Consider the following 14366-nt stretch of genomic DNA (forward strand, 5'->3'; position numbering starts at 1 on the left):
CTCGCAGCGCGGGCACGCGGACGATGTCGTGCCTGCGCCAGAACCGCGCGGCCTTTTTTCCTCACGGAGTCACCACGATGCAACCGCAACTGCCGATCAACGTCGATCCCGATACCGGCGTCTGGACCACCGACGCACTGCCGATGCTGTACGTGCCGCGCCACTTCTTCACGAACAATCACGTCGCCGTCGAAGAAGCGCTCGGCGTCGAGGCGTATGCCGAGATCCTCTACAAGGCCGGCTACAAGTCCGCATACCACTGGTGCGACAAGGAAGCGAAGCTGCACGGGCTGACCGGCATGGCCGTGTTCGAGCACTACCTGAAGCGCCTGTCGCAACGCGGCTGGGGCCTGTTCTCGATCATCGAGGCCGATCCGGCCAGCGCGCGCGCGAAGATCGGGCTGCGCCACTCGTCGTTCGTGCTCCAGCAGCCGGGCAAGGAAGGCAAGCTCTGCTACATGTTCGCGGGCTGGTTCGCCGGCGCGATGGACTGGGTCAACGACACGACGCCGGAAGGCAAAGGCGCGCCGCGCGCGCAATCGAAGGAAGTGCAGTGTGCGGCCGAGCATCACGACCACTGCGTCTTCGAAGTGTCGCCGATCGCGCACTGATGCGCTGACATCACGACACAGCAACACAACAACACCCGCAACACGAGACATTCGAACGCCAGAGGTCGCCTGCGATGCGTTATCCCCACCTGTTCAAACCCATGCAGCTGAACCAGCTGACGCTGCGCAACCGGATCGTCAGCACCGCGCACGCGGAGGTGTATGCCGAGCCGGGCGGCCTGCCGGGCGACCGCTACATCCGCTATTACGAAGAGAAGGCGAAGGGTGGCGTCGGCCTCGCAATTTGCGGCGGTTCGAGCCCCGTGTCGATCGACAGCCCGCAGGGCTGGTGGAAGTCGGTGAACCTGTCGAACGACAAGATCATCGACCCGCTCACGCGCCTGGCCGACACGATGCACAAGCACGGCGCGAAGATCATGATCCAGGCGACGCACATGGGCCGCCGCTCGTCGTTCCATGGCGAGCACTGGCCGCATCTGATGTCGCCGTCGGGCGTGCGCGAGCCGGTGCACCGCGGCAATGCGAAGATCATCGAGATCGAGGAAATCCGCCGCATCATCGGCGACTTCGCGGCGGCCGCGAAGCGCGTGAAGGCCGCCGGCATGGACGGCATCGAGATCTCCGCCGCTCACCAGCACCTGATCGACCAGTTCTGGAGCAAGCGTTCGAACCATCGCACCGACGAATGGGGCGGCAGCCTCGAAAACCGTCTGCGTTTCGGCATCGAGGTGCTGACGGCCGTGCGCGAAGCGGTCGGCAAGGACTTCTGCGTCGGCCTGCGGATGTGCGGCGACGAATTCCACGAGGACGGTCTCGATCACGAGGCACTGAAGGAAATCGCGCAGGCGATGTCGGAGACGGGCCTGATCGACTACCTGAGCGTGGTCGGGTCGGGCGGCGACACGCACAACACGATCGCCAACTGCATGCCGCCGATGGCGCTGCCGCCGGAGCCGTTCGTGCACCTCGCGGCCGGCATCAAGTCGGTGGTGAAGATTCCCGTGATGCACGCGCAGAGCATCCGTGACGCAGGCCAGGCCGAGCGCCTGCTCGCGAACGGCATGATCGACCTGGTCGGCATGACGCGCGCGCAGATCGCCGATCCGCACATGGTGATCAAGATCCGCGACGGCCGGGAAGACGAAATCAAGCAGTGCGTCGGCGCGAACTACTGCATCGATCGCCAGTACAACGGCCTCGACGTGCTCTGCATCCAGAACGCCGCGACGTCGCGCGAAGCGACGATGCCGCACATCATCGAGAAGTCGCGCGGCCCGAAGCGCAAGGTGGTGGTGGTCGGCGCGGGCCCCGCGGGGCTCGAGGCCGCACGCGTCGCGAAGCTGCGCGGCCACGACGTGGTGCTGTTCGAGAAGAACGCCGAAGTGGGCGGCCAGGTGATGATCGCGGCGAAGGCGCCGCAGCGCGAACAGATGTCCGGGATCATCCGCTGGTTCGACATGGAAACCAAGCGCCTGGGCGTCGATCGCCGCCTGGGCGTCGCCGCCGACGAGAAGATGATCATGGCCGAGAAGCCGGACATCGTCGTGCTCGCGACCGGCGGTTCGAGCTTCACGTGGCAGGTGCCGGCCTGGGGCGTGGCCGAAGGGCTGGCCGTCAGCTCGTGGGACATCCTGACCGGCAAGGTCGAGCCGAAGCAGAACGTGCTGCTGTTCGACGGCGTGAGCACCCATGCGGGCGCCGGCGTGGCCGACTTCATGGCGAGCCGCGGCTCGAAGGTCGAGGTCGTGACCCCCGACGTGAAGGTGGCCGACGATTGCGGCGGTACGACGTTCCCGATCTTCTATCGCCGCCTGTATGCGCTCGGCGTGATCCCGACGCCGAACACGATGCTCGATCGCGTGTACGAGGAAAACGGCAAGATGATCGCCGTGCTGCGCAACGAATACACCGAGGAACTGGAAGAGCGCGCGGTCGACCAGGTGGTGATCGAGAACGGTTCGTCGCCGAATGACGAGCTGTACTGGAAGCTCAAGCCGGAGTCGGTGAACCGCGGCCAGATCGATCCGCACACGCTGTTCGCGGCCGAGCCGCAGCCGTGCCTGTCGGAAGAACTGGGCAACGGCCGCTTCCTGCTGTTCCGTGTCGGCGACTGCATCTCGATGCACAACGTCCACGGTGCGATCTACGACTCGCTGCGTCTCGTCAAGGATTTCTAAAGATGAATCCGGCTTTCCTCATTACCGCACTGCTGTGGCTGTCGGTGGCGGGGCTCGCGTTCGCGGTCGCGAAGCGCTCGTCCTACTGGCGTCTCGGGCGCGCGACGGCGCCCGGCTCGTTCGGCGTCGCGAACCTGTTCGCGATCCCGAAGCGCTATTTCGTCGACCTGCACCACGTGGTTGCCCGCGATCCGTACATCGCGAAGACCCACGTCGCGACCGCCGGCGGCGCGATCGCCGCGCTCGCGCTGGTGTTCGTCAACTACGGCCTGGCGATCTACTCGCCGTGGCTCGACAAGCTGATCTTCCTCGCGGCGCTCGCGATGCTCGTCGGCGTGGTGTTTGTCTGGCGCCGCCGCGCGGCGAAGGACGTGCCCGCCCGTCTGTCGCGCGGCCCGTGGAACGCGCTGCCCTGGCTGCTCGGCTCGTTCGCGCTCGGCCTCGTGCTGTTCATGGTCGTGCCGGCCGGCGCGATGTCGGGTGCGTTCGCGGTGCTCTGCGCGCTGCTGATCGGCGTCGGCGCATTCACGATGACCGTCGGCGCCGCGAAGGGCGGCCCGATGAAGCATGCGATCGCCGGCCTGCTGCACCTCGCATTCCACCCGCGCCAGGAACGTTTCGCGGCCACCCGTGAATCGTTCACGGGCAACGGCACGGCCACGCCGCCGACCGCGCTGAAGCTGCCGGACATCGAGCACGACGAGTATGGCGTCGCGAAGCCGGTCGAATTCCGCTGGAACCAGCTGCTGAGCTTCGACGCGTGCGTGCAGTGCGGCAAGTGCGAGGCCGCGTGCCCCGCGTTCGCATCGGGCCAGCCGCTGAACCCGAAGAAACTGATCCAGGATCTCGTCGTCGGCATGGCGGGCGGCACCGATGCCGCGTACGCCGGCAGCCCGACGCCGGGCCTCGCGGTCGGCCAGCATCGCGGCGAGCCGAACGGCCCGATCGTGTCCGGCTTGATCGAGGAGCAGACGCTCTGGTCGTGCACGACCTGCCGTGCCTGCGTGCAGGAGTGCCCGATGCTGATCGAGCACGTCGACGCGATCGTCGACATGCGCCGCAACCGCACCCTGGTGCACGGCACGGTGCCGGGCAAGGGCCAGGAAGTGCTCGCGAACCTGCGCGAGACCGGCACGATGGGCGGCTACGACACGGCTGCACGTTACGACTGGTCGGTCGACCTGAACGCCCCCGTCGCGCAACCCGGCAAGCCGGTCGACGTGCTGTTCGTCGCCGGTGAAGGTGCGTTCGACATGCGTTACCAGCGTACGCTGCGCGCCTTCGTGAAGGTGCTGAACAAGGCGGGCGTCGACTACGCGGTGCTCGGCGGGACCGAGACCGACACCGGCGACGTCGCACGTCGCCTCGGCGACGAAGCGACGTTCCAGCAGATGGCGAAGCGCCTGATCGGCACCCTCGGCTCGCTGTCGTACAAGCAGATCGTGACGGCCGACCCGCACGTGATGCACAGCCTGCGCAACGAATACCGCGCGCTCGGGCTGCGCGTGACGGTCAAGCATCACACGACTTACCTCGCGGAGCTGGCCGACAGCGGCAAGATCGCGCCGAAGGCCGTCGAGGCGCTGCGCGAGAAGCGCACCACGTATCACGACCCGTGCTACCTCGGCCGCTACAACGGCGAGACGGAATCGCCGCGCAAGCTGCTGAAGACGATCGGCATCCAGGTCGTCGAGATGGAGCGCAACGGCATGCGCGGCCGCTGCTGCGGCGGTGGCGGCGGTGCGCCGCTGACCGACATCCCGGGCAAGCAGCGTATTCCCGACATCCGCATCGCCGACGCGCGCGCCATTGGCGCGGACGTGGTCGCGGTCGGATGCCCGAACTGCACGGCGATGCTCGAAGGCGTCGTGGGCCCGCGCCCCGACGTGCTCGACGTGGCCGAACTCGTTGCCGCCTCGCTGGAGTGAATCGATGAACACGATCAAACGAATCGATCCGCGCCGGCCGTTCATCATCACGGCCGCGGGCCTGAAGCGCATCACGCTGGGCGAGGAAGGCAGCGCCGACGCGAGCGCCACGCAGTGGTCCGCGCACGGTCACGGCGCCGCGGCCGCGAAGCCGCGCCGCCCGGTGCAGGACCCGAAGCACGTGATGCTGGTGGTGGCGCACACCGAGCGCGGCGCGCTCGACGATCACGCGCGGCAGGCGCTCGCCGCCGCCGCGGTGCTCGCCGACGCGCAGACGGAAGTCGCGCTGCTGGCGTTCGGTGAACTGAAGGATGACGCAGCGGAGCTCGGCGTCGACAAGCTGATCGAGCTGGCCGACTTCGACCGTCGCGCCTTTGCGCCCGAAAGCGAATTGCAAGCGTTGCAGGCCTGCGCCGCGGCGCTCGCGCCGAAGCACGTGTTCGTGCCCGACAACGCGACCGGCGACGGCGATCTGGGCCGGCGTTACGCGGCGGCCGCCGGCGCGAGCGTCGCGACCCACGTGGTCGAGATCGACGCGAAGCACGTCGGCGCGTATGCGCAGGCCGGCCGTGCGTTCGCGACGCGCGGCTTGCCCGACGTGATCCTGCTGGCGCAGAACGCGGTCGAAGCAAAACTGCCGTTCGTCGGTGCCGGCGAGCGCCTGGCCGCCGACTTCATCCGCCCGGCCGGCGACGCGGCGCAACCGTACCGCGATCTCGGCCTCGAGGAAATCGACGCGGCGCAGGTCGCGCTGGAGGAAGCCGACTTCATCGTGTCGGCCGGCAACGGCGTGTCCGACATCGGCGCGTTCGAGCGGCTCGCCGGCGCGTTCGGCGCGGCGATCGGCGCGAGCCGCGTCGCGGTCGACAACGGTCACTTCACGCGCGACAAGCAGGTGGGCGCGACCGGCAAGACGGTCGAGGCCAGCGTGTACATCGCGTTCGGCATCTCGGGCGCGGTGCAGCACTTGCAGGGGATCAAGGACTGCCGCCACGTGATCGCGGTCAACCTCGACGGCAGCGCGCCGATCGCGAAGCGCGCGAATCTGACGGTGGTGGGCGACGCGCAGGCGACGATCGCCGCGCTGATCGAACAGGTGCAGGCCGCGCGCGCGTCGCGCGGACAATCGCCGGCCGCGGTCGGCGCCCGTGAATCCGAAGGAGTCGCAGCATGAACGCCCCCCGCCAGTTGCAACGCATCGCGGTGCTCGTCTCCGTGGGCCGGCACCCGGTCAGCGGCACCGCGCGCTACAGCCGCAACGACGCGGCCGCGCTCGAGGTCGGCCGTCAGCTCGCGGAGCGGCATCGCGCGCAGCTCGACGTGCTCCATGCGGGAGACCCCGCGAATGAAGCGCTTGCTGAATACCTCGCGCTCGGTGCGCGGCAGGTCGAGGTGCTGGCCTGTCACGACGGCGACGATGCCGCGCGTGCGCTCGCCGCGCGCGTCGAAGGCTATGACCTCGTGCTGACCGGCACCCGCGCCGAGGGCGCGTACGACACCGGGATGCTGCCGTATCGCGTCGCCGCGACGCTCGGCTATCCGCTCGTCGGCGCGGCCGTCGACGTGACGGTCGACGGCGGCCGCGCGGCGGTCCGGCAATTCTTGCCGAAAGGGTTGCGGCGGCGCGTCGATGCGGCGCTGCCTGCCGTCGTTGCGGTCCACCCGCTCGCCAACGTGGCGCCGCGCTACGCGTATGCACGGCTGCGGGCCGGGGCGATCCGCCCGGCACTGACGTCGACCGGCGCGGATGCCGATGCCAGCGCGTGGAAGGTGGGTCCGATCGAGCGTAAACCCGTAAAGCTGGTCGCCGCCGAGAAGCGCTCCGGGCATGCCCGGATGCTGTCGGCGACGACGACGGAAAGCCGCGGCGGCAACGTCGTAAATGAAGGGAGTTCAGTCGAAAAAGCACAAGTGATCCTCGCGTATTTGCGCGAGCATCAGCTCATCGACTACTGATTTTGATGCCTGTCGGCAACCACACTGGGACGCAAGGAATCCGGAGCAAACGATGAAAGTATCGGCAGACATTCGTGCACTGATCGAGCGACGCAAGGAAGGTTACAGCCTCGAGGCGCCGTTCTATACGAGCGAGGAAATCTTCGCCCTCGACATGGAGGCGATTTTCCGCCAGCACTGGATCCAGGTCGCGGTCGAACCGGACATTCCCGAGCCGGGCGACTACCTGACCGTGCAACTGGGCAGCGACTCGATCCTGATCGTGCGCGACGACGACATGGAAATCCGCGCGTTCCACAACGTGTGCCGCCACCGCGGCGCGCGCCTGTGCAACGAGGATAAGGGCTCGGTCGGCAACATCGTGTGCCCGTACCACAGCTGGACCTACAACCTGACGGGCCAGCTGATGTTCGCCGAGCACATGGGCGAGCAGTTCGATCGCTGCAAGCACAGCCTGAAGTCGGTGCACGTGCAGAACCTCGCGGGGCTGATCTTCATCTGCCTCGCCGAGGAGCCGCCGGTCGATTTCGCGCAGCTGCGCGCCGAGATGGAGCCGTATCTGCTGCCGCACGATCTGCCGAACACGAAGATCGCCGCACAGATCGACATCATCGAGGAAGGCAACTGGAAGCTCACGATGGAGAATAACCGCGAGTGCTATCACTGCGTCGCGAACCATCCCGAGCTGACGATCTCGCTGTACGAATACGGCTTCGGCTACCAGCGCTCCGACGCGAACGCCGAAGGCATGGACGCATTCGCGGAAACCTGCGTGCGCCGTGGCAAGGAGTGGGCCGAGATGGGCCTGCCGTCCGCCGAAATCGAAAAGCTGCTCGACGTGACGGGCTTCCGTACGCAGCGCCTGCCGCTCGACCGGAGCGGCGAATCGCAAACGCTCGACGCGAAGGTCGCGTCGAAGAAGCTGCTCGGCAAGTTCGAACAGGCCGACCTCGGTGGCCTGTCGTTCTGGACGCAGCCGAACTCGTGGCACCACTTCATGAGCGATCACATCGTGACGTTCTCGGTGATTCCGCTGTCGGCCGGCAAGACGCTCGTGCGTACCAAGTGGCTCGTGCACAAGGATGCGAAGGAAGGCATCGACTACGACGTGAAGAACCTGACGGCCGTGTGGAACGCGACCAACGACCAGGATCGCGCGCTCGTCGAGTTCTCGCAGCGCGGCGCGACCAGCAGCGCGTACGAGCCGGGCCCGTATTCGCCGTACACGGAAGGTCTCGTCGAAAAATTCTCGGCCTGGTACATCGGCCGGCTCGCCGAAAAGACCGGCGCGTAGTAGTCAGCGGAACAGCAAGCGGAGTTACACATGATGCGAGATGCGGCCAATTTCGAGCCGGCGGACAGCCGGGTTACACACCCGGCGTTCTGGAACGCGCTCCCCGAGCGCTGGACGAGCGACGTCGAGGAAACGCTGGTGTGCTGCCACGTGCGGCAGGAAACCCACGACGTGAAGAGCTTCTTCTTCCGTTCGCCGCAGGGCCGTGCGTTCTCGTTCGAGCCCGGGCAGTTCATCACGCTCGAGCTCGACATCGAAGGCGAGACGATCAACCGGTGCTACACGATCTCGTCGTCGCCGGCGCGGCCGCACACGATCTCGATCACGGTCAAGCGCGTGCCGGGCGGCAAGGTGTCGAACTGGCTGCACGACAACCTGCAGCCGGGCGCGTCGGTGCGTGTGCTCGGCCCGGCCGGCGAATTCACGTGCGCGCGGCATCCGGCGCGCAAGTATTTGTTCCTGTCGGCCGGTTCGGGCGTCACGCCGCTGATGTCGATGAGCCGCGCGCACCATGATCTTGCAGAGGATCGCGACATCCTGTTCGTGCACAGCGCACGCACGCCGGACGACATCATCTTCGCGCGCGAACTCGATCTGATCGCGTCGAACCATGCGAATTTCCGCACGTCGTTCGTCGTCGAGCGTGTCGGCGCACGCACCAACTGGCCGGGCGTCACGGGCTTCCTGACGCTGCCGCTGCTGAAGCTGATCGCACCGGACTTCATGGAGCGCGAGATCTTCACGTGCGGCCCCGCGCCATACATGAAGGCCGTGCGCGACCTGCTCGACGAAGCCGGCTTCGATCGCAAGCAGTATCACGAGGAAAGCTTCTCGTTCGAAACGCTCGCGCAGACCGCGAGCGACGACGTGCTCGCCGAACTCGTGCAGGCCGCCGACGGCGCCGATGTCGCCGACGTCGCGACGAAGCAATACACGGTCAGCTTCGCGAAGAGCAACCGCGAGATTTCGTGCGGCTCGGAGCAGCACGTGCTCGACGCGGCGCGCCAGTCGGGCGTGCGGCTGCCGGCGTCGTGCACGCAGGGCATGTGCGGCACCTGCAAGGTCAAGCTCGTGTCGGGGCAGGTCGAGATGAAGCACAACGGCGGCATCCGCCAGCGCGAGATCGATCAGGGGATGGTGCTGCTGTGCTGCAGCAAGCCGCTGTCGGATCTTGTGATCGACAAGTAGTCAAAACAAGCCATTGCATGTCCGGGGGCGTCGCGTCGCACCCGGACAAGCATCCGTCGCAAAACAACGATACCGCGGAATTGTGGTTGAAGAACCTAGAGAGACAACGCGCACGGTGCGCATTTCAAGGAGATCGACCATGAAGTTGTTCGGAAAACTGATGTGGACCGGCGCACTGTCGGCGATGGTGGCACTGAGCGCGTCGGCGCTCGCCGATACCAAGCCCACGCTGAAGATCGGCTACGTCGAGGGCTGGGACGACAGCGTCGCGACGTCGAACGTCGCGGCCCGCGTGATCGAGAAGAAGCTCGGCTACCAGGTCCAGCTCGTACCGGTCGCTGCCGGGATCATGTGGCAGGGCGTGGCGCGCGGCGACCTCGACGCGACGTTGTCCGCGTGGCTGCCCGTCACGCACGGTTCCTACTGGGGCGAATACAAGGCGAAGGTCGTCGATCTCGGCGCGAACTTCCCCGACGCGAAGATCGGCCTGATCGTCCCCGACTACGTGAAGGCGAAGAGCATTGACGACCTGAATGCCGAGAAAAGCAGCTTCGGCGGCCGGATCGTCGGCATCGACGCGGGCGCGGGCGTGATGCGCAAGACCGACGAAGCGATCAAGAGCTACGGCCTGAGCTACACGCTGATGCCGAGCTCGGGCAGTGCGATGACGGCCGAGCTGTCGCGCTCCGTCGGCGCGAACAAGCCGGTGATCGTGACCGGCTGGGCGCCGCACTGGATGTTCGCGAAGTGGAAGCTGCGCTTCCTCGAGGATCCGAAGAAGGTGTTCGGCGGCGCGGAGCACGTCGACAGCGTCGTGAACCCGCAGCTCGAAACGAAGGCCAAGCCGGTCGTCGCGTTCCTGAAGAAGTTCCAGTGGAAGCCGGGCGAGATCGACAGCGTGATGCTCGCGATCCAGAACGGCTCGAAGCCGGAAGCGGCCGCCGATGCATGGATTGCGGCGCATGCGGACCGCGTGAATTCGTGGACTGAAGGCGCGCAGTAAGACCGCGGCGATTCGTCGCGCGAAATCATAAAACAATACGCCGGGAGTGGTTGGCAGGAATCCGAAATAATCGTGAATTCATGCGGCCATATCCCGGTTTTCTATTTCCGATTCTGCAAAAATGCGCGTTATTTGTTACACTAGCGCCCTTGTGCGGAATCATCTGCTTTGCATCGGACCGGAGTAAGCGCTGAGGCGCTTACGCTGATCGAGAGGAGGAATTGGATGAATCAGGCAGGACTGCGTGCTAATCGCACCAGTGGTGTTGAGGCAACCATCTCACATGATTCGACGGGCCACACGCTGCACCGTGGCCTGACTTGGAAAGACGCATTCTGGGTAACGAGCGGCGTGCCGGCAGGCGTGCTGTTCACGATCGGCGGCGTATGCGCGACGATCGGTCAGCCCGCGTGGGCGATCTGGATCGCCGCGATCACGATGGGGCTGATTCAAAGCGCGACTTATGCGGAAATATCGGGGCTATTTCCTCATAAATCGGGCGGCGCGTCGGTGTATGGCGCGATCGGCTGGGTCCGATACAGCAAGCTGATTGCCCCGGTTTCCGTGTGGTGCAACTGGCTCGCGTGGTCGCCGATGCTCGCGCTCGGCTGCGGCCTCGCGGCGAGCTATGCGCTCACGAGTCTCTTTCCCGCCGATGCGGCAGTGCTGCACTGGCAGCTCAAGGTTGCGGACCTCGGGTTCATCAAGCCCGGTCTTTCCCTTCGAATCAACGCGACATTCATCATCGCGACGATTCTGCTTCTCATCACGTTCAAACTGCAGCACAGCGGCGCGTCGAAGGCGGCACGCACGCAGCGCATCCTCGGCATCGCGTCGCTCACGCCGCTGTTGATCGTCGGCATCGTGCCGTTAGTCACCGGCGACGTGCCGATGTCGAACCTGCTCCCGCTGCTGCCGCTCGGTCATGACGCGCAAGGCAACCTCACGACCGCGACCTTCGGATCGTGGAACGGGCAGGGCGTCACGATGGCGCTCGGCGCGATGTTCATGGCCGGCTGGGCGTCGTACGGTTTCGAGACGGCCGTCTGCTATACGCGTGAATTCCGTGATCCGCGTCGCGACACCGCGAAAGCGATCTTCTGGTCGGGCGCGCTGTGTCTCGTCGTGATGACGCTCGTGCCGATGGCGTTCCAGGGCGCGCTCGGCACGCAGGCGATGCTCGATCCGTCGATCGGCGACGGCACCGGCGTCGCGGCCGCGATGGCGAAGATCGTCGGCGGCGGCGCATGGGTCGCGAATGCGGTCGTCGTGATGCTGATGCTGTCGATCCTGCTGATCGTGATGACGTCGATGATGGGCTCGTCGCGCACGCTGTACCAGGCATCGGTCGACGGCTGGCTGCCGAAGTATCTGTCGCACGTGAACGAGCACGGCTCGCCCACGCGGGCGATGTGGACCGATCTCGGCTTCAACCTCGTGTTGCTGATGATGTCGGACTACATGACGGTGCTGTCGATCTCGAACGTCTGCTACATGCTGTTCGTATTCCTGAACCTTCAATCGGGCTGGATCCACCGGATGGATCGCGGCAACTGGGATCGGCCGTTCCGCTGCCCGACCTGGCTGCTCGTCGCCGGTTCGATCTGCGGCTACGCGAACCTCGTCTATGTCGGCGCGGGTGCGAACCTGCAAGGCGAAGGCACGCTGCGCAACGGGCTGATCGCGATGCTGCTGATCGTGCCGGTGTTTCTCTATCGCCACTACTGGCAGGATCGCGGTCGTTTCCCCACGCAGATGCAGCGCGACATGGAGCTCGACGTGCCGAAGCGCGCGATGTGGCTGAACCTGATGCCGTATGCGGCGCTGGTCGGCGCGGGGCTCACGATCTGGCTGTCGTACTACTTCGCGTGGGTGAAGTGAGCACCTGACCACGGCGCGCGCGGCGCGTGACGAATCCGGACACCGCACCCGGAGCCGTCGCGCGAAGCGTCGAACCTCAGGCGATAAAAAACCCGACCGGCTGCTGCTGCCGGTCGGGTTTTTTGTTGGCTGCTCGCCGAGTGGACTTACGGAAACACCACCGTCCGGTCGCCGTTCAGGAACACGCGGCGTTCGATGAACGCCTTCACCGCGCGTGCAAGCGTGATGCATTCGACGTCGCGGCCGACCGCGAGCAGTTGCTCGGGACGCAATGCGTGATCGACGCGTTCGACCACCTGCTCGATGATCGGACCTTCGTCGAGATCGTCGGTCACGAAGTGCGCGGTCGCGCCGATCAGCTTCACGCCGCGCGCATGCGCCTGGTGATACGGCTTCGCGCCCTTGAAGCCGGGCAGGAACGAGTGATGGATGTTGATCGCGCGGTTCGCGAGCTTCGCGCTGGTTTCCTGCGACAGCACCTGCATGTAGCGCGCGAGGATCACGAGTTCGGCACCGCTCGATTCGAAGAAGTCGAGCCACTGCGCTTCCTGCTGCGCCTTGGTGTCGGCCGTGATCGGGAAGTGGCGGAACGGCAGCCCGTGCTGCGCGGCGAGCGGCTCGAAATCCGGATGGTTCGACACGATGCCGACGATGTCCATCTTCAGCTCGCCCATCCGCCAGCGGAACAGCAGGTCCGCGAGGCAGTGCTCGAGCTTCGACACCATGATCAGCACTTTCGGGCGCGCATTGACGTCGTGGATCGCCCATTGCGTGTCGCCTTCACCGCCGCCGCCGAGCCCGGTGGCGATCGGCCCGAACTCCTGGCGCAACGCGTCGATCTGTAGCGTCTCATCCGTCGGATGAAACACGCAGCGCACGAAGAAGTGGTTGCTGAGATCGTCGTCGAACACGTTCAGCGCATCGACGTAGCAGCGATGGCGCTCGAGAAAGCCGACGACGGCGGCGACCTGACCGGCCGCGCTCGGGCACGACAGCGTCAGGACGAATTGATCGGGGCGTGAGTCGGCGGTCATGAAATTCCTCGGAGTCGTGGGGCGCGAACCCGCGCGGCGGCGCACCGGGGCGCCAGGCTACGCGGGTAGCGGGAGACTCAAGTAAATCAGGACGTTTTCGGCGCGGATAGAACCAACCCGCCGTGTGGCTGGTATCGGCGCGCCAGCGCGGCCGGACTGGGGGCGGCGCTTCATGTGCGGGCGAGCCGGCGGGCGTCGGGCGGAGGAGCGCAGCCGGTACGGCCGGCGTCGGGCGCATCTCCTCCGGCCGGCCGGCCGATCGTTCAGGCAGGTGCGCACGCATCCAGCAGCCAGCGCCGGAACACGTGGGTCGCGTCCGGCTCGGGGCGCTGCGGTGGACGCACGAGGAAGTAGCCGCGCGACGTGACGACGGGCGCGTCGACGAGCTTCACGAGCTGCCCGGACGCGGCGAGCTCGTCGACGAGCGGCGACCAGCCGAGCGCGACACCCTCGCCGATCAGCGCGGCATGGATCACGAGCGCATAGCTGTTGAAGGTCACGCCGCGCGCGGCGGCCGGCGCGTCATGGCCGTGCGCGTCGAACCAGCCGGCCCACGACAGCCAGCGTTCGGGGCGCGTCGGCTGCACGTGCAGCAGCGGCAGCGCATGCAGATGGTCGGGCCGGGCGACGTGCGGGTGCGCGGCGCGGAACGCGGGCGAGCAGACCGGGGTGACGGATTCCGGAAAGAGCCGCGCGGCCGTGCACGACGGCCAGTGGCCATCGCCGAACAGGATCGCGATGTCGGCGTGGTCGCGCTGCGCGTCGAAGTCCTGTGACGTGACGACCCGCACGTCGACGTCCGGCATCACGCGTTTCAGGCCCGCGAGGCGCGGCATCAGCCAGTAGGTCGCGAAACCGAAATCCGTGACGATCGTGAGCGCGCCATGCTCGCGGCGCGCACGCAGCGTCGCGGTGGCGCCGCGCAGCGTGTCGAGGCTCACCCGCACGGCTTCGTACAGGCAGTGGCCGTCGCTCGTCAGCGTGACGCCGCGCGGGCTGCGCTCGAACAGCGGCACGCCGAGTTCGGCCTCGAGCTGGAACACCTGCTGGCTCACGGCCGGCTGCGTCGAGCCGAGCTCGCGCGCGGCGGCCGTGAAGCTCTGGAGACGGGCGGCCGATTCGAACGCGCGCAGCGCCTGCATCGACGGTAACGGTTCGGATTTCGACATAAGTCTCTCTAATGGCCTCATAAGGGCCGGACGCCTTCCCGCACGAATTCGGGCGGGGGATAGTGCTTCGGACGGCACGGCACCGTGCCGATCCTTCCGCGATTCTAGCCAGTCGCGGCCGGTGCGCGCGGCACTTTCTTCACGCTGCGTCCGTCATGTTGGCC

At 66.5% G+C, this 14366-nt stretch carries 11 protein-coding genes; 9 read left to right on the plus strand and 2 right to left on the minus strand.

The features are described from left to right. Positions 1-77: 77 nt before the first annotated feature. The 9 genes from WS75_RS28425 (at position 78) to WS75_RS28465 (ending at position 11999) form a co-directional block, all read left to right on the plus strand. Positions 78-611, plus strand: coding sequence for a DUF5943 domain-containing protein (locus WS75_RS28425; protein WP_059685579.1), 534 nt, complete (start codon positions 78-80; stop codon positions 609-611). A 74-nt stretch (positions 612-685) separates the two neighbouring features. Then, on the plus strand, positions 686-2749 hold the full coding sequence (locus tag WS75_RS28430; RefSeq protein ID WP_059685581.1) for an NADH:flavin oxidoreductase: 2064 nt from the start codon (positions 686-688) through the stop codon (positions 2747-2749). Between the two features lie 2 nt (positions 2750-2751). Further along, on the plus strand, positions 2752-4677 hold the full coding sequence (locus WS75_RS28435; RefSeq protein WP_059685584.1) for a (Fe-S)-binding protein: 1926 nt from the start codon (positions 2752-2754) through the stop codon (positions 4675-4677). Positions 4678-4681: 4 nt separating this feature from the next. Continuing rightward, positions 4682-5851, plus strand: a complete 1170-nt coding sequence (locus WS75_RS28440; RefSeq protein ID WP_059685586.1) for an electron transfer flavoprotein subunit alpha/FixB family protein — start codon at positions 4682-4684, stop codon at positions 5849-5851. Further along, positions 5848-6633: a drug:proton antiporter gene (locus WS75_RS28445; protein ID WP_059685589.1), complete on the plus strand. Its 786-nt coding sequence runs from the start codon at positions 5848-5850 to the stop codon at positions 6631-6633. Before WS75_RS28440 ends, WS75_RS28445 begins: the two co-directional genes overlap by 4 nt. 52 nt (positions 6634-6685) lie before the next feature. Beyond that, positions 6686-7927 (plus strand): aromatic ring-hydroxylating oxygenase subunit alpha, encoded by a 1242-nt coding sequence (locus WS75_RS28450; RefSeq protein ID WP_059685591.1) that lies wholly within the window; start codon positions 6686-6688, stop codon positions 7925-7927. Positions 7928-7957: 30 nt separating this feature from the next. After that, positions 7958-9115, plus strand: a complete 1158-nt coding sequence (locus WS75_RS28455) for a hybrid-cluster NAD(P)-dependent oxidoreductase (protein ID WP_059685593.1) — start codon at positions 7958-7960, stop codon at positions 9113-9115. 139 nt (positions 9116-9254) lie between these two features. After that, a complete protein-coding gene (locus tag WS75_RS28460) occupies positions 9255-10118 on the plus strand; it encodes a glycine betaine ABC transporter substrate-binding protein (protein ID WP_059685595.1) in 864 nt (287 codons plus the stop codon). 225 nt (positions 10119-10343) lie between these two features. Then, complete coding sequence (locus tag WS75_RS28465) at positions 10344-11999, plus strand: APC family permease (protein ID WP_059685597.1); 1656 nt, start codon at positions 10344-10346, stop codon at positions 11997-11999. Between the two features lie 146 nt (positions 12000-12145). On the opposite strand, the gene purU is transcribed toward WS75_RS28465, so the two are convergent. Both purU and WS75_RS28475 read right to left on the minus strand, forming a co-directional pair. Next, positions 12146-13033 (minus strand): formyltetrahydrofolate deformylase, encoded by an 888-nt coding sequence (gene purU, locus WS75_RS28470; RefSeq protein ID WP_059685599.1) that lies wholly within the window; start codon positions 13031-13033, stop codon positions 12146-12148. Between the two features lie 263 nt (positions 13034-13296). Next, positions 13297-14223 carry a choline sulfate utilization transcriptional regulator gene (locus tag WS75_RS28475; RefSeq protein ID WP_082729771.1) on the minus strand — a complete coding sequence of 309 codons (927 nt, stop codon included), beginning with the start codon at positions 14221-14223 and terminating at the stop codon, positions 13297-13299. Positions 14224-14366: the final 143 nt, after the last annotated feature.

It is taken from the genome of Burkholderia sp. FL-7-2-10-S1-D7, assembly GCF_001524185.1.
GTDB classification, from domain to species: Bacteria; Pseudomonadota; Gammaproteobacteria; order Burkholderiales; family Burkholderiaceae; genus Burkholderia; species Burkholderia diffusa.

Excerpts from the sequence above, each read along its gene's own strand:
- WS75_RS28425 (WP_059685579.1), top strand. The coding sequence starts at position 78 with ATGCAACCGCAACTGCCGATCAACGTCGATCCCGATACCGGCGTCTGG.
- WS75_RS28430 (WP_059685581.1), top strand. The coding sequence starts at position 686 with ATGCGTTATCCCCACCTGTTCAAACCCATGCAGCTGAACCAGCTGACG.
- WS75_RS28435 (WP_059685584.1), top strand. The coding sequence starts at position 2,752 with ATGAATCCGGCTTTCCTCATTACCGCACTGCTGTGGCTGTCGGTGGCG.
- WS75_RS28440 (WP_059685586.1), top strand. The coding sequence starts at position 4,682 with ATGAACACGATCAAACGAATCGATCCGCGCCGGCCGTTCATCATCACG.
- WS75_RS28445 (WP_059685589.1), top strand. The coding sequence starts at position 5,848 with ATGAACGCCCCCCGCCAGTTGCAACGCATCGCGGTGCTCGTCTCCGTG.
- WS75_RS28450 (WP_059685591.1), top strand. The coding sequence starts at position 6,686 with ATGAAAGTATCGGCAGACATTCGTGCACTGATCGAGCGACGCAAGGAA.
- WS75_RS28455 (WP_059685593.1), top strand. The coding sequence starts at position 7,958 with ATGATGCGAGATGCGGCCAATTTCGAGCCGGCGGACAGCCGGGTTACA.
- WS75_RS28460 (WP_059685595.1), top strand. The coding sequence starts at position 9,255 with ATGAAGTTGTTCGGAAAACTGATGTGGACCGGCGCACTGTCGGCGATG.
- WS75_RS28465 (WP_059685597.1), top strand. The coding sequence starts at position 10,344 with ATGAATCAGGCAGGACTGCGTGCTAATCGCACCAGTGGTGTTGAGGCA.
- purU (WP_059685599.1), bottom strand. The coding sequence starts at position 13,033 with ATGACCGCCGACTCACGCCCCGATCAATTCGTCCTGACGCTGTCGTGC.
- WS75_RS28475 (WP_082729771.1), bottom strand. The coding sequence starts at position 14,223 with ATGAGGCCATTAGAGAGACTTATGTCGAAATCCGAACCGTTACCGTCG.